Origin of the sequence: Pseudomonas sp. PA-1-6B, from assembly GCF_021609545.1 — a bacterium.
GTDB lineage: Bacteria > Pseudomonadota > Gammaproteobacteria > Pseudomonadales > Pseudomonadaceae > Aquipseudomonas > Aquipseudomonas fluorescens_BV.
In genome coordinates, this window is sequence record NZ_WJZM01000086.1 from 1 (window position 1) to 18,771 (window position 18,771).

Annotated in this window: 18 protein-coding genes; 10 read left to right on the forward strand and 8 right to left on the reverse strand. The window is 59.9% G+C overall.

Annotation, left to right across the window (positions count from 1 at the left end):
* Window positions 1-141 precede the first annotated feature (141 nt).
* The 3 genes from GIV35_RS25805 to GIV35_RS25815 form a co-directional block, all read right to left on the reverse strand.
* The gene (locus GIV35_RS25805; RefSeq protein WP_105228127.1) at window positions 142-966 is read right to left on the reverse strand and encodes an ATPase; all 825 of its coding nucleotides are present in this window, start codon (window positions 964-966) and stop codon (window positions 142-144) included.
* Window positions 967-1,096: 130 nt separating this feature from the next.
* On the reverse strand, window positions 1,097-2,095 hold the full coding sequence (locus tag GIV35_RS25810; RefSeq protein ID WP_034128528.1) for an NAD-dependent epimerase/dehydratase family protein: 999 nt from the start codon (window positions 2,093-2,095) through the stop codon (window positions 1,097-1,099).
* Window positions 2,096-2,147: 52 nt separating this feature from the next.
* Window positions 2,148-3,041 (reverse strand): LysR family transcriptional regulator ArgP, encoded by an 894-nt coding sequence (locus GIV35_RS25815; protein WP_054896698.1) that lies wholly within the window; start codon window positions 3,039-3,041, stop codon window positions 2,148-2,150.
* Window positions 3,042-3,141: 100 nt separating this feature from the next.
* Between GIV35_RS25815 and GIV35_RS25820 the strand changes: the two genes are divergently transcribed.
* The 5 genes from GIV35_RS25820 (at window position 3,142) to GIV35_RS25840 (ending at window position 10,799) form a co-directional block, all read left to right on the forward strand.
* Window positions 3,142-3,741: a LysE/ArgO family amino acid transporter gene (locus GIV35_RS25820; protein ID WP_032895568.1), complete on the forward strand. Its 600-nt coding sequence runs from the start codon at window positions 3,142-3,144 to the stop codon at window positions 3,739-3,741.
* A gap of 178 nt (window positions 3,742-3,919) precedes the next feature.
* Window positions 3,920-4,516 carry a superoxide dismutase gene (locus tag GIV35_RS25825; protein ID WP_003175739.1) on the forward strand — a complete coding sequence of 199 codons (597 nt, stop codon included), beginning with the start codon at window positions 3,920-3,922 and terminating at the stop codon, window positions 4,514-4,516.
* A gap of 546 nt (window positions 4,517-5,062) precedes the next feature.
* On the forward strand, window positions 5,063-7,114 hold the full coding sequence (locus GIV35_RS25830; RefSeq protein ID WP_105228129.1) for a putative bifunctional diguanylate cyclase/phosphodiesterase: 2,052 nt from the start codon (window positions 5,063-5,065) through the stop codon (window positions 7,112-7,114).
* Window positions 7,115-7,240: 126 nt separating this feature from the next.
* Complete coding sequence (locus GIV35_RS25835) at window positions 7,241-8,578, forward strand: imelysin family protein (protein WP_105228131.1); 1,338 nt, start codon at window positions 7,241-7,243, stop codon at window positions 8,576-8,578.
* A 766-nt stretch (window positions 8,579-9,344) separates the two neighbouring features.
* On the forward strand, window positions 9,345-10,799 hold the full coding sequence (locus tag GIV35_RS25840; protein ID WP_003193780.1) for a TrkH family potassium uptake protein: 1,455 nt from the start codon (window positions 9,345-9,347) through the stop codon (window positions 10,797-10,799).
* Here GIV35_RS25840 and GIV35_RS25845 read toward each other — a convergent pair.
* A complete protein-coding gene (locus tag GIV35_RS25845) occupies window positions 10,756-11,814 on the reverse strand; it encodes an AraC family transcriptional regulator (protein WP_034128534.1) in 1,059 nt (352 codons plus the stop codon). The genes GIV35_RS25840 and GIV35_RS25845 overlap by 44 nt on opposite strands.
* A gap of 160 nt (window positions 11,815-11,974) precedes the next feature.
* Here GIV35_RS25845 and GIV35_RS25850 point away from each other — a divergent pair, with 160 nt between their 5' ends.
* The gene (locus GIV35_RS25850; protein WP_034128574.1) at window positions 11,975-12,286 is read left to right on the forward strand and encodes a DUF962 domain-containing protein; all 312 of its coding nucleotides are present in this window, start codon (window positions 11,975-11,977) and stop codon (window positions 12,284-12,286) included.
* Between the two features lie 10 nt (window positions 12,287-12,296).
* Here GIV35_RS25850 and GIV35_RS25855 read toward each other — a convergent pair whose 3' ends face one another.
* Window positions 12,297-12,635: a hypothetical protein gene (locus GIV35_RS25855; RefSeq protein WP_057975124.1), complete on the reverse strand. Its 339-nt coding sequence runs from the start codon at window positions 12,633-12,635 to the stop codon at window positions 12,297-12,299.
* Between the two features lie 14 nt (window positions 12,636-12,649).
* Here GIV35_RS25855 and GIV35_RS25860 point away from each other — a divergent pair, with 14 nt between their 5' ends.
* Together GIV35_RS25860 and GIV35_RS25865 are read left to right on the forward strand one after the other, a co-directional pair.
* Window positions 12,650-12,832, forward strand: coding sequence for a hypothetical protein (locus tag GIV35_RS25860; RefSeq protein WP_054918213.1), 183 nt, complete (start codon window positions 12,650-12,652; stop codon window positions 12,830-12,832).
* Between the two features lie 103 nt (window positions 12,833-12,935).
* Window positions 12,936-14,132: an MFS transporter gene (locus GIV35_RS25865; protein WP_236265280.1), complete on the forward strand. Its 1,197-nt coding sequence runs from the start codon at window positions 12,936-12,938 to the stop codon at window positions 14,130-14,132.
* Here the strand turns inward: GIV35_RS25865 and arfB are convergent.
* The 3 genes from arfB to GIV35_RS25880 form a co-directional block, all read right to left on the reverse strand.
* The gene (arfB, locus tag GIV35_RS25870; protein WP_034128536.1) at window positions 14,129-14,542 is read right to left on the reverse strand and encodes an alternative ribosome rescue aminoacyl-tRNA hydrolase ArfB; all 414 of its coding nucleotides are present in this window, start codon (window positions 14,540-14,542) and stop codon (window positions 14,129-14,131) included. The two genes, GIV35_RS25865 and arfB, sit on opposite strands and share 4 nt — an antisense overlap.
* A gap of 11 nt (window positions 14,543-14,553) precedes the next feature.
* The gene (locus GIV35_RS25875; RefSeq protein WP_200648687.1) at window positions 14,554-15,237 is read right to left on the reverse strand and encodes a pentapeptide repeat-containing protein; all 684 of its coding nucleotides are present in this window, start codon (window positions 15,235-15,237) and stop codon (window positions 14,554-14,556) included.
* 100 nt (window positions 15,238-15,337) lie between these two features.
* The gene (locus GIV35_RS25880) at window positions 15,338-16,759 is read right to left on the reverse strand and encodes an amino acid permease (RefSeq protein ID WP_057975120.1); all 1,422 of its coding nucleotides are present in this window, start codon (window positions 16,757-16,759) and stop codon (window positions 15,338-15,340) included.
* A gap of 647 nt (window positions 16,760-17,406) precedes the next feature.
* Here GIV35_RS25880 and GIV35_RS25885 point away from each other — a divergent pair.
* Together GIV35_RS25885 and GIV35_RS25890 are read left to right on the forward strand one after the other, a co-directional pair.
* Entirely contained in the window at window positions 17,407-17,544 is a 138-nt protein-coding gene (locus tag GIV35_RS25885) for a hypothetical protein (RefSeq protein ID WP_003175756.1), read from the forward strand.
* Between the two features lie 73 nt (window positions 17,545-17,617).
* A complete protein-coding gene (locus GIV35_RS25890; RefSeq protein ID WP_105228143.1) occupies window positions 17,618-18,577 on the forward strand; it encodes a leucyl aminopeptidase in 960 nt (319 codons plus the stop codon).
* Window positions 18,578-18,771: the final 194 nt, after the last annotated feature.

Sequence of the window (18,771 nt, forward strand, 5' to 3'; positions counted from 1 at the left end):
GGCTGACAAAGACTGATTGATCGTCGTATGCTTTTTCATGGGCTCGCCCTCGCTGTCGTTGGCTTCTATAAGAATGCCACCGTGGCGCATAGACGCCTCGGCTTGGGCGAGTCCATCTAATTACAGAGGATGATTTTGAGTTCATTGACCCAGTGGGGTGACCGCAGCAGGCGCATTGAGACGCTGATTCAAGTTCTGCACCTGGCTCTGCAAGGTGGTGATATTGCGCGTGGTCTGGATGCGGAACACATCGAATTCTTTGTTGGTCGGCGCGTCGATGTTGGCCGGCTGGTTTTCCTGCGCGCTCTTGAGTACCACCAGGTCTTGCTCGAGACGGGCGATGGCCGCGCTTGGGTTACCTTGTTTCTTCAACGCCGCCACATCGGTGGCCAGGCCCTTGATCTCGGCCTGTGCTGCCGTGAGGCCGGCGACCGCGTCAGTGAGGGCCTGCACCTGGCCTTGCAGCTTGGTATTGGCCGCTGTCAGTTCGGTGGTGCTGGCACTCATCTGGGCCAGGCGGGTGTCCAACTCGGAGGCTTGACCCGCTACGCCCAACTGTTGCTTGCCCTGCTCCTGCAACTGGGCTTCCAGTTGCTTGATCTGCAGCTTCAAGGCTTCGCTGCCGTTGTTCACATTCGCTTCGCTGGCCACGACCTTGCCGGAAATCGCCTGTAGCCGTCCTGCCGCTTCCTCGCTGATGCGGGCAAAGCTTTCCTGGGTGGCAACCAACTGCTGGCCCATCAGGGAAATCTGCTGGAAGCTCCACCAGGCCAGGCCCGCAAAAGCGATCAACAGCGCGCCGACCAGTGCCCACAACGGGCCTGTGCTGGCGCTCTTGACCTTGACCACGGGCGTCGTTCGCGAACGCACCGACGTCGCGGGGGTCGGCACGAAATCATCGTCATCCCCAAGGTCGGCCCGCAGGCTGGGAACGTTGTCGAAGTCGTCTTTAGCATCGTTACGCATGAATCTACCCTGAATCAATGAGATGGCTGGCTGTAAAGCCGAGCGGCAGGAGTATAATAAACCGCACTCCCGGCGCATGGATCGACTCGGAACCTGGAATTGGGTTCCCGAAGTGTTGCTGCTTATGAGGTTATTGGCGGCCCGGGTCCTGGGCTTTCCACCAACTGCAGAACTCGTCGAGCGCGGCCCACAGGCTGACCTTGGGCTCGTAGTCGAGATAATGCCTGGCGCGACTGATGTCGAGGGTGAAGTTTTTATTCATCACTTGCATGCCCAGACGCGATAACGCCGGTTCCGGCCGCCCCGGCCACATCGCGCAGAATGCCTCGTTCAACGCCGCCACGCTGTAGGACAAACCGTAGGATCGATAGCGAGTCACTTGGGGCAGCTCCATCTGCCGCATCACGTAGTTCACCACATCCCAGATCGGCACCGGTGCGCCATTGCTGATGTTGTAGGCTTTGCCCAGGGCCGAACCGGTGGCGAGCAAACTGCTGAGCAGCGCCTCGTTGAGGTTGTGCACGCTGGTGAAGTCGACTTTGTTCAAGCCGTCGCCGACGATCGCCAGGCGGTTCTTGCGCTGCATTTTCAGCAAGCGCGGGAAGATGCTCATATCGCCGGCCCCGGTGACAAAGCGTGGGCGCAGGGCTATCACTTGCAGGCCGAACTCCTGGGCGCCGAACACCTTCTGCTCGGCCAGGTACTTGGTAGCGGCATAGGGATGCTTGAAACGCTTGGGCACTTGCTCTTCGGTGAGCCCAAGGTGATCGCGACCGTCAAAATAGATCGACGGCGACGACAGGTGCACCAGGCGCCCCACGCGCTGTTTCAGGCAGGCTTCGACGACGTTTTCGGTGACCAATACGTTGTTCTGGTGGAAGTCCTGGTACTTGCCCCACAGCCCGACGGCGCCGGCGCAATGCACCACGGCTTCGACATCGCGGCACAGGTCGCGCACAAGGTCGGCATCATTCAAATCACCCTGGATGAACTCGGCACCGCGCCGCACCAGGTGTTCCACCCCCTCGGCGCGCCGCCCATTGACCCGCACGTCCAGGCCCTGCTCAAGGGCGAAGCGCGCAAAGCGCCCGCCAATGAAGCCGCTTGCGCCGGTGACCAGAATTTTCATGTCGTACTCCGTGTTCTTTCATTTTTCATCGCTCTTGCCTTGACGCGCGCCATCACTCCAACGGCACCAACCAATGGCCACACACATCGGCCAGATGGTCGGTCAACAAGCCCAACAGTTGCCCGCCACTGCGCCAATGATGCCAGTACAACGGCACATCGATGGGCTTATCTGGCAATAACTCGACCAATACACCGGTTTCCAACTGGTCGCGCACCTGCAATTCAGGCACCAGGCCCCACCCCAGGCCGGCTTCCGTCAGGCGGATAAAACCTTCGGATGACGGGCATAGATGGTGTTCGAAACCACCGTCCACTCCTAGGGACGCCAGGTAGCGGTGCTGTAGGAAATCATCCGGGCCGAACACCAGCGCAGGCGTGCGCGCCAATTGGTCGGCCCGCACGCCTCCAGGAAAATGCCGCGCCAGAAAGGCCGGGCTGGCGAGCGCCCGATAACGCATGGCGCCCAGCAACAGGCTGCGAGCGCCGGCCACGGGACGCTCGCTGGCACAAATGCAGGCCGCCACTTCACCGGCGCGCATGCGCTTGAGGCCCACGGTCTGGTCTTCGACCACCAGGTCCAGCAACACATGCTGTTCGGCGCAGAAGTCGCTGACTGCCTCGGCCCACCAAGTGGCGAGGCTGTCGGCATTCAGGGCAATGCGCAGGCGCTCAGGCATGCCCTCCTCGTCCAGGGCCGGCACCTGGCTTTGCAGGTCACGCTCCAGCAAACGCACCTGCTGCACATGGTTGAGCAGGCGCCGGCCGATATCGGTGGGCGTTGGCGGCGAGGCCCGTATCAACACCGGCTGGCCGACGCGCGCCTCCAATAGCTTGATGCGTTGGGAGATGGCTGACTGCGACAGCCCCAACACCTGGGCACCGCGCTCAAAGCCGGCTTGTTCCACCACCGCCGCCAAGGCAGAAAGCAATTTATAGTCGAACATCAGTTTCTCTAATGAGCGATCAGCAATATTGGTTTTTCTTATACAGCCCCGACCCGCACCATAGCCAGCATCGTTTGAGCATCAACAAGGATCTCCCTCTATGTGGCAAAGCTATATGAACGGTTTGCTGGTGGCCCTCGGGTTGATCATGGCAATCGGCAGCCAAAATGCATTCGTACTCGCGCAGAGCCTGCGCCGCGAACATCACTTACCCGTGGCGGCGTTGTGTGTGATCTGCGACGCACTGCTAGTGGCCGCTGGGGTATTCGGGCTGGCCACCGTGCTGGCGCAGAGCCCGATACTGCTGGCGGTGGCACGCTGGGGCGGTGCAGCGTTCTTGCTCTGGTACGGCGCATGCGCGCTGCGCAGGGCGTGCTCCAAGCAGAGCCTGGACCAAAGCGACAGCCTCAAGACGCGCTCATTGCGCGCTGTGCTGCTGAGCGCTTTGGCGGTCACCTTGCTCAACCCCCATGTCTACCTGGATACCGTCCTGCTGATCGGCTCCCTGGGCGCGCAACAAACCGAACCCGGTGCCTACGTAGCCGGTGCAGCCAGTGCATCGTTCCTGTGGTTCGCCACCCTGGCGCTGGGTGCGGCATGGTTGGCACCCTGGCTGGCACGCCCGGCCACCTGGCGCCTGCTGGACCTGCTGGTAGCCGCGATGATGTTCTCGGTGGCCTATCAACTGATCAGCGCCTGAGCAATATTCCAAAACGCTCTGGAACCTCTATCCCACACAGTTGTTGCGTGGTTATGCCGCACCCCCGGTGCTATGATCGGACCCCTGCGCCGCAAAGAGTACAAACTCCCCGGCGCATGTTTGGCCGCCCGTGATCGGCCTTGCGCTCACCGCAACTGACCTGATTAGGAGAATCATCATGGCTTTCGAATTGCCGCCGCTGCCCTACGCACACGATGCCCTGCAGCCGCACATCTCCAAGGAAACCTTGGAATACCACCACGACAAGCACCACAACACCTATGTCGTGAACCTGAACAACCTGGTGCCTGGCACCGAGTTCGAAGGCAAGACCCTGGAAGAGATCGTCAAGTCTTCCTCGGGCGGCATCTTCAACAACGCCGCTCAGGTCTGGAACCACACTTTCTACTGGAACTGCCTGGCGCCGAACGCCGGCGGCCAACCAACCGGCGCACTGGCTGAAGCCATCAACGCTGCGTTCGGTTCGTTCGACAAGTTCAAGGAAGAGTTCACCAAGACTTCGGTCGGCACCTTCGGTTCCGGTTGGGGCTGGCTGGTGAAAAAGGCTGACGGTTCCCTGGCCCTGGCCAGCACCATCGGCGCCGGCAACCCGCTGACCAACGGCGACACCCCGCTGTTGACCTGCGACGTCTGGGAACACGCCTACTACATCGACTACCGCAACGTGCGTCCAAAGTATGTAGAAGCGTTCTGGAACCTGGTCAACTGGAAGTTCGTGGCTGAGCAGTTCGAAGGCAAGACCTTCACTGCCTAAGCGACGCTTGCAGTAAAAAGAGCCCGGCGATTGCCGGGCTTTTTCATGGGCGCCCTGATTGCCATGCCAGAAATCCCGGAACCCAACGGTAACTATTCACCACATAAACGCCAGGAGGAATAAACCTCCTGAATCAATGTGGAGAATGACAATGGATCCTATTTCAACGGCCGCGGGTGCAGTGCCAATGTTATCCGGTCTTCTTGAGAAGGGAATGGACCTGGCGAAAAGCGCACTGGACTTGACGAACAAACTCGTAGACATAGCGGGTGAACAGTCAAAGGTCGGAGGGGAAGAGCAACAGCCAGAGGGTAAGATCAATTTTTGAGAGCGTCGCCAAACAGAAGGCGGATCTGTTCCGCCTTCTTCTTCTCTGCCCGGCGTCCAGCCCACGCCTCAAACGTCCTGACATAAGCGGGTATCCCTCCACGTTTATCCAGCCCCTTCAATTAATCTCAAGCCCGAATGTCCCTTTGACTGCCATCACCAGATTGCCAATACTCATGGCATATTGACGGCCACCCGCATGAGACAAGGAATGCCCCTTTGAAGCTGGAACTCAAGAACAGCTTGTCGGTGAAGTTGCTACGGGTTGTGCTGCTGTCGGCATTGATCGTGGGTGTGGCGCTGAGCGTGGCGCAGATCGTTTTTGATGCCTACAAGACGCGCCAGGCCGTGGCGGGCGATGCCCAGCGCATCCTCGACATGTTTCGCGACCCCTCGACCCAGGCCGTGTACAGCCTGGATCGCGAGATGGGCATGCAGGTGATCGAAGGTCTGTTCCAGGACGACGCTGTGCGCATGGCCTCCATCGGGCACCCCAACGAGACCATGCTGGCGGAAAAAAGCCGTCCTTTACAGCAGTCGCCCAGCCGCTGGTTGACCGACCTGATTCTTGGCCAGGAACGCTCCTTTACTACTGCGTTGGTCGGCAAGGGCCCCTACAGCGAATATTACGGCGACCTGAGCATCACCCTCGACACCGCCACCTATGGCCGAAGTTTTCTGGTCAGCTCGGTCATCATCTTTATCTCGGGCGTATTGCGCGCCCTGGTCATGGGGCTGGTGCTGTACCTGGTGTATCACTGGATGCTCACCAAACCGCTGTCGCGGATAATCGAGCACCTGACCTCGATCAACCCGGACCGTCCCAGCGAGCACAAGATCCCTCAGCTCAAGGGCCACGAACGCAACGAACTGGGGCAGTGGATAAACACCGCCAACCAATTGCTCGAATCCATCGAGCGCAATACCCACCTGCGCCACGAGGCCGAATCGAGCCTGTTGCGCATGGCCCAATACGACTTCCTGACCGGCCTGCCGAACCGCCAGAAGTTGCAGGCGCAACTGGACAAAATCCTCACGGACGCCGGCCGCCGGCAACGCCGTGTCGCGGTGTTATGCGTGGGGCTGGATGATTTCAAGAGCGTCAACGAGCAATTCACCTACCAGGCCGGCGACAAACTCTTGCTGGCCTTGGCTGATCGCTTGCGCGCCCATAGTGGCCGCCTGGGCACGCTCGCCCGCCTGGGCGGCGACCAGTTCGCCCTGGTGCAAGCTGATATCGACCAGCCCTACGAAGCCGCCGAACTGGCGCAAAGCATCCTTGATGACCTGGAAGCAGAGTTCGCCCTTGAGCATGACCTGATCCGCCTGCGCGCCACCATCGGCATCACGCTGTTCCCGGAAGATGGCGACAGCACCGAGAAGTTGCTTCAGAAAGCCGAGCAGACCATGACCCTGGCCAAGAGCCGCTCGCGCAACCGCTATCAGTTTTATATCGCCAGCGTCGACAGCGAAATGCGCCGGCGCCGTGAACTGGAGAAAGACTTGCGAGACGCCTTGGGCCGCGAGCAGTTTCACTTGGTGTACCAACCACAAATCAGCTATCTCGACCATCACGTGGTCGGTGTGGAAGCGCTGCTGCGCTGGCAACACCCGGAACATGGGCTGGTACCGCCGGACTTGTTCATTCCGTTGGCGGAACAGAACGGCACCATCATTCCCATCGGCGAATGGGTGCTGGACCAGGCGTGTCGGCAACTGCGCGAATGGCATGATCAGGGTTTCACCGCGCTGCGCATGGCCGTCAACCTGTCCACCGTGCAACTGCACCACACCGAGTTGCCGCGGGTGGTCAACAACCTGATGCAGATCTATCGCCTGCCGCCCCGCAGCCTGGAGCTGGAAGTGACCGAGACCGGCCTGATGGAAGACATCAGCACCGCAGCCCAGCACCTGCTGAGCCTGCGTCGCTCCGGCGCGCTGATCGCCATTGATGACTTCGGCACCGGCTACTCATCCTTGAGTTACCTCAAGAGCCTGCCCCTGGACAAGATCAAGATCGACAAGAGCTTCGTCCAGGACCTGCAGGACGACGACGATGACGCCACCATCGTGCGCGCCATTATCCAGTTGGGCAAAAGCCTGGGCATGCAGGTGATTGCCGAAGGCGTGGAGACTGCCGAACAGGAGGCCTACATCATCTCCGAGGGGTGCCATGAGGGGCAGGGTTATCACTACAGCAAACCGCTGCAGGCCCGGGAGTTGACGGCTTATCTGAAGCAGTCAGAGCGCAATAACGCCGTGAGTCTTTGAATTTACACTTCGATACTCAATATTTCCCGCGTATAAGCCTTTACACAAAATGCAAATCTTTCGCATTATGTCGCAGCGTTTTCGCTCCCCGCGCGCCCTTTCAACAACCGAAGCAGGATGTTCGCCATGATTCGTATGCCCCTGGCCACCGCCAGTCTGCTGGCCATTGCCATTTCTCTCGCCGGTTGCGGCGAAGGTAAAGACAAGGCCGCCGCGCCCCAGGCACCCGCTGCCGCCAGCACTACCGCACCGGCGGCTGCCCCGGCTGGCCAGGTCGACGAAGCGGCCGCCAAGGCCGTGGTCGCGCACTACGCAGACATGGTGTTTGCGGTGTACAGCGATGCCGAATCCACCGCAAAAACCCTGCAGACCGCAATCGATACCTTCCTCGCCAACCCGAACGACGAAACCCTGAAAGCGGCCCGTACCGCCTGGATCGCCGCACGCGTACCCTACCTGCAGAGCGAAGTATTCCGCTTCGGCAACACCATCATCGACGACTGGGAAGGCCAGGTGAACGCCTGGCCCCTGGACGAAGGCCTGATCGACTACGTCGACAAGTCCTACGAGCACGCGCTGGGCAACCCAGGTGCGAACGCCAATATCATCGCCAATAACGAGATCCAGGTCGGCGAAGACAAGGTCGACGTCAAGGAGATCACTCCGGAAAAACTCGCCAGCCTCAATGAACTGGGCGGTTCCGAAGCGAACGTCGCCACCGGCTACCACGCCATCGAATTCCTGCTGTGGGGCCAGGACCTCAACGGCACCGGCCCAGGCGCGGGCAACCGCCCGGCATCGGACTACATGACCGGTGACGGTGCAACCGGCGGCCACAACGAGCGTCGCCGCACTTACCTGCGCGCTGTCACCCAACTGCTGGTCAGCGACCTGCAGGAAATGGTCGGCAACTGGAAGCCCAACGTCGAAGACAACTACCGCGCCACCCTGGAGTCGGAACCGGGCACCGATGGCTTGCGTAAAATGCTGTTCGGCATGGGCAGCCTGTCTCTGGGCGAACTCGCCGGGGAGCGCATGAAAGTGTCCCTGGAAGCCAACTCGCCGGAAGACGAACAGGACTGCTTCAGCGACAACACCCATTACTCGCACTTCTACGACGCCAAGGGCATCCGTAACGTCTACCTGGGCGAATACACCCGTGTTGACGGCACCAAGCTGACCGGCGCCAGCCTGTCGTCCCTGGTGGCCAAGGCCGATCCGGCAGCCGATGCAGCCCTCAAGGCTGACCTGGCGGCCACTGAAGCGAAGATCCAGGTGATGGTTGACCACGCCAACAACGGCGAGCACTACGACCAGTTGATCGCCGCCGACAATGAAAAGGGCAACCAGATCGTGCGTGACTCGATTGCCGCCCTGGTCAAGCAGACCGGCTCGATCGAGGCTGCTGCCGGCAAGCTGGGCATCAGCGACCTGAACCCGGACAGCGCTGATCACGAGTTCTGATCAAGCGCAGTTGAAAGAGGCGACCTGCGGGTCGCCTTTTTCATGCGCGCAGTAACTGCCGCCGCTATACCTGTAGGAGCTGGCTTGCCGGCGATGGCGGTGGTCCGGTCGACTAATTGTCACGGATACACCGCCATCGCAGCAGAGGTATCTACACAACTTTGCAGACCGCCCGTAGCAGCCGACGGTAACCACGATGCGAAGCGAGTCGCTCTTGATCTTGCTCTTGATCTGCTTTTGATCTTAGGCGCCCCGTTAAACCACGCTGGCCGAACGCAGGCTTGAATTCGTGGGTAACCCGGCAGGACGCCGGGTTAGCCGCCCCGCGCCATGGATGGCGCGTGGCGGCGGCCCACGGATTCAAGTCTGCGTTCGGGCACACCGAGCCCAAGCGAGGTGCCGAGTGGTGGGGCAAGAGCGCTTTGCTTACTTTGCCGCTTTTGCAAAGTGAGCCGCCGTCAGGGCGGAACCCTAAGTAGCCGTTACCGCAGGAATGGATATGTACACAATCCAACTGTGTTGACTGTTAGGCCGTCTTCGCAGGCAAGCCAGCTCCCACATTTGGATCGTGGTGTGTCAGGGAAATCTGCGTCGGTTGATAGGTTGTCACGGGAGCAAGCTCCCTCGCCACAGCTTCAGCGTCGCTGCGAAGTTGTGTAAACACCAAGCCACACACAGGGGTTCTCCATCAACCGGCAGCCCTTGGTTTACAAGACCTGCACCGCAGGTAGAATGGCGCCTCTGCCCAATCACCCGAGCGAACTTCATGGCGTTGCCGACCCTGCGCATCATCGGTTTCATCATCGGCATCTTCCTGATCACCCTTGCGGTCGCTATGGTGATCCCGATGGCGACCCTGGTGATCTTCGAACGCACCAGCGACCTGCCCTCGTTCCTGTGGGCCAGCCTGATTACCTTTATCGCCGGCCTGGCGCTGGTCATCCCTGGTCGCCCAGAGCATGTGCACCTGCGCCCCAGGGACATGTACCTGCTGACGGTCAGTAGTTGGGTGGTGGTGTGCATATTCGCCGCCCTGCCCTTTTTGCTGACCCAGCACATCAGCTACACCGACTCGTTCTTTGAAAGCATGTCCGGCATCACCGCCACCGGCTCCACCGTGTTGAGCGGGCTGGACAGCATGTCGCCGGGCATTTTGATGTGGCGTTCGCTGCTGCACTGGCTCGGCGGTATCGGCTTTATCGGCATGGCGGTGGCGATCCTGCCGCTGCTGCGCATTGGTGGCATGCGCCTGTTCCAGACCGAATCCTCGGATCGCTCGGAAAAGGTCATGCCTCGTTCACACATGGTGGCGCGTCTGATCGTGGCGGCGTATGTGGGCATCACCATCTTCGGCAGCCTGGCCTTCTGGTGGGCCGGAATGGGCGTGTTCGATGCGATCAACCATGCGATGTCGGCGATTTCCACGGGTGGGTTTTCCACCTCGGACGAGTCCCTGGCCCATTGGAAACAACCGGCGGTGCACTGGGTCGCGGTGGTGGTGATGATCCTGGGCAGCTTGCCGTTCGCCCTGTACGTTGCAACTTTACGTGGTAACCGTCGGGCGCTGATCAAGGACCAGCAGGTGCAAGGCTTGCTCGGCCTGTTGCTGGTGACCTGGCTGGTACTCGGCACCTGGTACTGGTGGACCACCAACCTGCACTGGCTCGATGCCTTGCGCCATGTGGCGCTGAACGTGACGTCTGTGGTGACCACCACCGGCTTTGCACTGGGGGACTACAGCCTGTGGGGCAACTTCTCACTGATGCTGTTTTTCTACCTGGGCTTTATCGGCGGCTGCTCGGGCTCCACCGCGGGCGGTATCAAAATCTTTCGTTTCCAGGTGGCCTACATCCTGCTCAAGGCCAACTTGAATCAGTTGATCCATCCGCGCGCGGTGATCAAGCAGAAGTACAACGGCCATCGCCTCGATGAAGAAATTGTGCGGTCGATCCTGACTTTTTCGTTTTTCTTCGCCATCACCATCTGCATGATCGCCCTGGCCCTGTCGCTGCTAGGCGTGGACTGGATGACCGCGTTGACCGGCGCCGCCAGTACCGTTTCCGGCGTGGGCCCCGGCCTGGGCGAAACCATCGGCCCGGCCGGTAACTTCGCCACCCTGCCGGATGCCGCCAAGTGGATCCTGTCTTTGGGCATGTTGTTGGGTCGCCTGGAGATCATCACCGTGTTTGTGTTGTGCATTCCGGCGTTCTGGCGTCACTGACCGACGACATTTGTTGCAAGCGCGCCCGGTATTCACCGGGCGTGGCATCGAACCAGCGGCGAAACGCGCGGAAAAAGTTGCTCGGGTCGGCAAACCCCAGCAGGTAAGCGATTTCCAGCAAGGTCATGCTGGGTTGTGCCAGGTACTGCTCGGCCAGTTCGCGCCGTGTGTCATCAAGCAAGGCCTGGAAGCTGGTGCCCTCCTCCTGCAGCCGCCGCTGCAAGGTGCGCTGGGACAGGTGCAACGTCTGGGCCACGGCTTCGCGCTTGGGCTCGCCCTGAGGCAACAGGCGGCACAGCACCTGACGCGCCTTATGGGTCACGCGGCTTTCGGAAAAACGCGCCAGGTATTCACCGGCAAAGCGATCATGCAACAGCGCCATGGCTTCGTTGGCCGTGGGCAGCGGCGCCTCCATGTCAGCCTGCTCGAAAATCAGCGCGTCATAGGGTGCATTGAATTGCAAAGGCGCATGAAAGGCCTGTTGGTAGGGCGCCAGGTCCGCCGGCTGCTCGCCTTGCAGCAGCACTTTGCGGGGCTGCAGTGTGCGCCCGGTGAGCCAGCCACACAGGGCCAGGGCGCTGGCCAGCGAGGCTTCGGCGCTTTGACGGGTCGGCGGCAAGTGATCGCCATGCACCGTCAGAATCAACGCATAGCCTTCGGGTAACAGTCGAAAACTCAAGTCAGCACTTTCGGCGATGATGCGCTGGTAGCGCACCAATCGCATAAAGCCTTCGGCCAGGGTGTTGCTGGACATCAACGCATAACCGGCAACATGAAACGAGGCCGGCCGCACCACCTTGCCCATGTTCAGGCCAATCGCCGGGTTGCCCGACACCTCTACCGCGCGTTGCCACAGGCGGGTCATGGCGTCTTGCGGGAAGCGCGCGTCGGGGTCACTGAGGGCGGCGTAGTCCAGGCCCAGTTGCTTGAACAAGGCACGGCAATCCAGGCCATCCATTTCCAGCGCCTTGACGATGCCCATCGCCCAGCTTGCAGAAGTTGTTCGTTCGCTCATGGCGTCTTCTTGTTGAAAGCAGGCTCAAACGGCAGCCAGGAAGCCAAGGATACTAAAGTGGCATCTATTGTCACTGGCTGTTAGCACTGATCACTCTAGACTCAAATAAGCTCCCCGCCGCGCACCCGTTGGCGGCACAGCAACCAGAGGGTCGGTGACCGTGGAAAACATCAAGAAATTCAACAGTTTTGCCGAGTTCTACCCGTACTACCTGAGCGAACATGGCAACAGCACCTGTCGACGCCTGCACTTTATCGGCACCACCCTGGTAATAGGCATTCTCGCGTACGCCATCGGCAGAGGCTCATTGGTTCTGCTGCTGGCGTTGCCCCTGGCGGGCTACAGCTTTGCCTGGATTGGCCACTTCTTCTTCGAAAAGAACCGCCCCGCCACCTTTCAACACCCGTTCTACAGCTTGTTGGGGGATTTTGTGATGTACCGCGACATGATCCTGGGCAAGGTGCCGTTCTAGGGGTGTGACCTCATGTCACTTGCGCCTGAACCATTAAAAATTGTGCATCTGTGGAGATAAAAGTCTTTTTGTCATTTACGGTGCTGTATCCTGCCAAGGCTTTTTGAGAGCGCGGAATCACCTGCGATTGAAAAAACAGACCTTGCGAGGAGCGACCACGATGCACGAGATACCTAATCTCCCCTTCCCAAGCCTGCACCCAACTGAGCAGCCAACACCGCAGCAGGCCAGCGACAAGCAGCCTGAGGCCAAAGAAGCAAAACCAGTCGAGCGCGAAAGCCGAGACTGACGCCGTACCAGACCGTGTGGAAAGCGCGCCTTTGAGCGCTTTCCACACTGCCTGAATCATCCGAGATCTTCACTATGACCACTTCCCCTTCCGACACGCCGGACGCCGCTGTACTCGACGCTGCCTTGCAGATGGTCGAAGTCTGGAACCGCCTCAGTGCCGACAAGCAAGCAGCACTGCTCAAGCGCTTCGGCACCCAGGAAAACGCCCTGGCGGCCCTGGTGACCACCCAATTGCTGGCCCCCGCCCAAGCTTGATCTGCCTTAGATCTGACGTTTTACATTTTTGCCGCCCTGCCCGGCTTGCGCACCGGTATCATTAGCAGCCTATCTTTACCTGCTGCGACAGTGGATCTCTCCCATGCCAGATACCCAGCGCCCCATGGCGGTCACGCTGCAAGTCGTTTCCATCGTGCTGTTTACCTTCATCGGCTACCTGAATATCGGCATCCCCCTGGCCGTACTACCGGGTTATGTCCATAGCCAGCTGGGCTATGGCGCCGTCATCGCCGGGCTGGTGATCAGCGTGCAATACCTGGCAACCCTGCTGAGCCGCCCCTATGCCGGTAAGATCATCGACAATCTGGGCAGCAAGCGCGCCGTGCTGATCGGCTTGGTGGGCTGCGGTTTGAGTGGCGTGTTCATGTTGTTTGCGGCGTGGTTTTCCAGCCTGCCGGCTCTGAGCCTCGGCTGCCTGCTGGTCGGGCGGCTGGTGCTGGGCAGCGCTGAAAGCCTGGTGGGTTCGGGCGCGATTGGCTGGGGCATTGGCCGTGTCGGCGCGGCGAACACGGCCAAGGTTATTTCCTGGAACGGCATCGCCAGCTACGGCGCGCTGGCGGTGGGTGCGCCGTTGGGGGTGCTGCTGGTCAGCCATTTTGGGCTGTGGAGCATGGGCGTCAGCATCATTCTGTTGGCCGTGCTGGGTGTGCTGTTGGCCTGGAAAAAACAAGCGGCGCCGATTGTTCCCGGCGTACGTTTGCCGTTCATGAACGTGCTGGGCCGCGTGCTGCCGCATGGTTGCGCGCTGGCGCTGGGCTCCATCGGCTTTGGCACCATCGCCACCTTTATCACGTTGTATTACAGCACTCAGCACTGGGATAACGCGGTGTGGGCCTTGAGCCTGTTCGGTGCCAGTTTTATCGGCGCACGCTTGCTGTTTGGCAATTTGATCAACCGCATTGGCGGTTTTCGCGTCGCAATCGCCTGCCTGTCAGTGGAAGTGCTGGGCCTGCTGCTGCTGTGGCTGGCGCCGGATGCCCAACTGGCGTTGGCGGGTGCCGCGTTGAGCGGTTTCGGCTTTTCCTTGGTGTTCCCCGCATTGGGGGTAGAGGCGGTCAACCTGGTGCCGGCCTCCAGCCGTGGCTCGGCGGTGGGGGCCTACTCGCTGTTTATCGACTTGTCCCTGGGCATCACCGGGCCGCTGGCGGGCGCCGTGGCGGCAGGTTTTGGCTTTGCCTCGATCTTCTTGTTCGCCGCCCTCGCAGCTTTCGCCGGTTTGCTGCTGAGCTTCTACCTGTACCGCCAGGCGCCTAAGGCCCGCGAAACACGCGACGCCTAGAAGTCGACCTTGCCGCGCCCGGCCTTGATGCTGCCGCGCTTGGTCTTGGACTCCAGGCGGCGTTTCTTCGAGCCCAGGGTGGGCTTGGTCGGACGGCGCTTTTTCTCGACCTTGGTGGCGCTCTGGATCAACTCCACCAGGCGCTCCAGCGCATCGGCGCGGTTCTGCTCCTGGGTGCGATATTGCTGGGCCTTGAGCACCAGCACGCCTTCGCTGGTGATCCGGCTGTCACGCAGCGCCAGCAGGCGCTCCTTGTAAAACTCCGGCAACGACGAGGCCGGAATATCAAACCGCAGGTGCACCGCACTCGACACTTTATTGACGTTCTGCCCACCGGCACCCTGGGCACGAATGGCGGTCAGCTCGATCTCGGCGTCGGGCAGGTGCACATTGTTGGAAATTTCCAGCATCAATCAAAACCTTAGGCAACGGACAAGCCCAACTCAGACAACAATATCGACGCCTGGGCTTTGGAAATCACGGCGCCTTTGAACAGTTTGGCATCATTGAGACGAAAACCGCTCAAATCTGCACCGCGCAAGTCGGCACCCGCAAAATTAGCGCCGTTGATGCGGGCATGTGCGAGGCTGCAGTCGACCAGTTCAGCCTTGCGAAAGTCCGTATCCGACAAGTCGCTGTCGGAAAAATCCAGATTCTTGAGCACACTTCGAGCAAACGACAACCCGGATAAAAAGGCACTGTTGAGCAGGGTTTCGCTGAAGCTCAGCCCCAGTGACGCGCAATGGGTGAAATTGGCGCCCGTCAGCTTGCACTGGGTAAAAGCCGCCTGGGACAGTTTGCTGCGCTGCCAACGGGTGTTGTTCAGATCGCAACTGTGGAATTGCGCCTCGAGCAGGTTGGCCGCTTCGAAAATGGCGAGGCTGGCTCGGCAGTTTTTCCACTGAGTCCCTTCCAGTCGAGAACCGAGAAACGAGGTCTGGACCAGGGTGCAGCGCTCGAACACCCAGTTGTCCAGTGCCATGCGCGACAGGTCGACGCCACTTAAATCTACTCCGATCAAGCGCAAAGGGCCGCTGTGCCGGCCGATCAAGTCCTCCAGTTCATCACGCTGCAAGGCGCTATCGGCGACGTCGGTGTATTGCATCGGGGCCTCCGGGCATGCGGAAAAAAGAGGGGGCGATTCTAACCTGCCATACCCACAAAAAACCCGGCAGGGCGCCGGGTTTTCTGCAAGGGGAAAAGTCCTACTCCAGAACCGGACCCGTTGCGCCAATAGCTGACCGCGCCGTGCGCTTGTTCTTGATCCAGTAACACACTGCCATGAACGCTACCCACACCGGGATCGCATATACCGACACCTGAATCCCCGGCATCATCAGCATGATCACCAGGATAAACACCACGAACGCCAGGCAGATGTAGTTTCCATACGGATACCACAACGCCTTGAACAGCGGCACCTGGCCGGTGCGGTTCATGTGCTGGCGGAACTTGACGTGGGAGAAACTGATCATCGCCCAGTTGATCACCAACGTGGCCACCACCAGCGACATCAGCAGTTCCAGCGCGTCATGGGGCATCAGGTAGTTCATCAGCACCGCCACCAGGGTGATCGCCGCCGAGGCCAGGATCGAACGCACCGGCACCCCGCGCTTGTCGATCTTCGCCAGCGCCCTGGGCGCATCGCCCTGCTCGGCCATGCCCAAGAGCATACGGCTGTTGCAGTAAGTACCGCTGTTGTACACCGACAGCGCGGCGGTCAGCACCACGAAGTTGAGGATATGCGCGGCGGTGTTACTGCCCAGCATCGAGAACACCTGCACGAACGGGCTACCGCTGTAGGCATCGCCGGAGGCGTTGAGGGTCGCCAGCAGGCTGTCCCACGGTGTGAGCGACAGCAGCACCACCAGGGCACCGATGTAGAAAATCAGGATGCGGTAGATCACCTGATTGATCGCCTTGGGGATAACAGTACGTGGCTGGTCGGCTTCGGCAGCAGTAAAGCCGAGCATTTCCAGGCCGCCGAAGGAGAACATGATGATCGCCATGGCCATCACCAAGCCGCCGACGCCATGGGGGAAGAAACCACCATGCTCCCACAGGTTGCTGACCGAGGCTTGGGGACCGCCGCTGCCGCTGACCAGCAGGTAGCTGCCCAGGGCAATCATGCCGACGATCGCCACCACCTTGATGATGGCGAACCAGAACTCGGCTTCACCGAAGACTTTGACGTTAGCCAGGTTGATCACGTTGATCAGCACGAAGAAGGCCGCCGCAGAGACCCAGGTCGGAATCTCCGGCCACCAGTAATGCACGTACTTGCCGACGGCCGTCAGCTCCGACATACCCACCAGAATGTACAGAATCCAGCAGTTCCAGCCCGACAGAAAACCGGCGAAACCGCCCCAGTACTTGTGGGCGAAGTGGCTGAAGGAGCCGGCGACGGGCTCCTCGACGATCATTTCGCCAAGCTGGCGCATGATCATGAAGGCGATAAAGCCGCAGATGGCATAGCCCAGGATCATCGACGGGCCGGCGGATTTGAGCACCCCGGCCGAGCCCAGGAACAGGCCGGTGCCGATGGCGCCACCGAGGGCGATCAACTGGATATGCCGATTTTTCAGGCCGCGTTTCAGCTCGCCTGAAGAGGAATGGGGTCCACTCATGAAAAGGGTCTCACGCAAGGTTTGAAGAGTTGAATGCAGGTTGCTGCCTTGAATTACCGACTCAAGCAGCGCCGCTCAAACCCCAGCGCAGGCACCAGGAGTACAGCGTCTTTCTAATGGTCATGCGTCACCTGTTTGTTTTTATCTGTGACGAAATCGAACCCGTCCGGCTCGTGGCCAGGCGGAGTGATCAGGGGGATCAAACCCTGAGGTCTTGGCCTTTTGCGTGGGTACGCAAGGGGGGTCACAGTAAAACGCGGCGCATTGTACACCGCTCGACAGCTTCGGCACGCACCGAGAAAGTGCACAGGCAATTCTGTCAGCTAATGCTTACATCGGCGCGCCCCCCAACAAAGCCAGGGCAGTTGCGTAAATCTATCGTTACACCGCGGAAATCCTGCGTTACAGCCAGACTTTGGCAGCCCTCAACGGAATTCTGTCGGAAGGCCACGTCTGAAGAATCGCTTCAGCCAATTTACTGTTTTGCCTGAATAAAAAAATCCGCCAAAAAACAGAAGAAAAAATCCAAATGAAACCGTGTCAATAAATTTTTTGCATTTCGAAACACTCTCTTCTAGGTTCTTTCCACTTGCCCGCGAAGCCTGTGGGTGAGCCGTTCTCAATCAACGTCCTCTAGGAGATACACCATGCAAGCACTGGAAAACGACCTGGAAACCGAACTGCAACTCGACGATTGGTTTGAAGCGCCGACCCATGAGGCCGCCGTTGAAATGATGCAAGCCGATGCCGTTGTGCCTTTTGGCACCGCGATGTGGCCTTTCTAATAACCGGCAGGCATCCGGCAGGCGCTGTGCACGGCGCCTGCCCCCTTACCCAAGGCACCGAAGGACACCCGTCATGGACAAGGCCCGCGCCGTCGAACACTTTCTCTACTACCTTGCTCACCACCCGGCCCTCAACGGCCTGAACCGCCCCACCGTGTTGCTCGGCCATACCGAGCGCTATGACGCCATCGCCCAGGCGATCACCCACGGCAGCGCCGCCCGCTTCAACTTCCAACTGCAACGCCTGGACCTGGCGCCCAGCGACACCCTGGCACAAGCCATTCAAACCTGTGACCTGTACCTGTTTCTCTATGATTCCTCCACGCTGCCCAACCCACGCGCCGAAGGCCCTGACTTTATCCGCGCCCTGCAAGGCGTGATGGCCGAGCACTGGAAGAAATCCCTGCTGTTCAAGGATTACGGCGACTATTTTTACGACACCTTCAGCGTCGAGCCCCAACGCATCGCCGACCTCAACGCCACACTGATCCGGCGCATGGCCCAGGCCAACGTGCTGAGCTTTACCGACAAACACGGTTCGCGCCTGGAAGCGCCGATGAGCAGCATCAAGAAGTGGACCAATATCAACGGCGTCGGCAACCACGACCTGGCGCCCGGCGAAATCGCCACCCACAGCGAAGCCATCAACGGCCAGGTGCGGTTTGTCGGCACCTTCCTCAGTACCATCCCCTTTGCACGCAAATACGGCGTGCTGCAATCGCCGCTGGAGTTATGGATCGAGAACTCCACCGTTTGCAGCGTGGCCAGCGAAGTGCCGGGGCTGGCAGATGACTTCAACAAGTACCTGAATGCCAACCCGTCCAACCGTCGCGTGGAGGAGTTGGGGATTGGCACCAATGAAGGGGTCAAGGACCTGTATGCGCGCAATGCCGGGTTTGAAGAGCGTCACTGCGGGCTGCACCTGGGCTTGGGTGGCGGGCAGAAAGGCAGTCATCACCTGGACCTGATCTTTGCCAGTGGGGTGTTGGCGCTGGATGACAAGCCGGTATTTGATGGCGCCTTTGCCTTTTAAAAGGCCGTCAGACGTGTAGAGATCCCTGTGGGAGCTGGCTTGCCCTAATGCCAGTCAGTTAAGAGCTAGAGCAGACAACCAGTGACTTGTGGCGAGGGAGCTTGCTCCCGCTGGACTGCGTAGCAGTCCCATTTTTGGGGCCGCTTCGCGCCCCAGCGGGAGCAAGCTCCCTCGCCACAGTTACCGATTCTGTC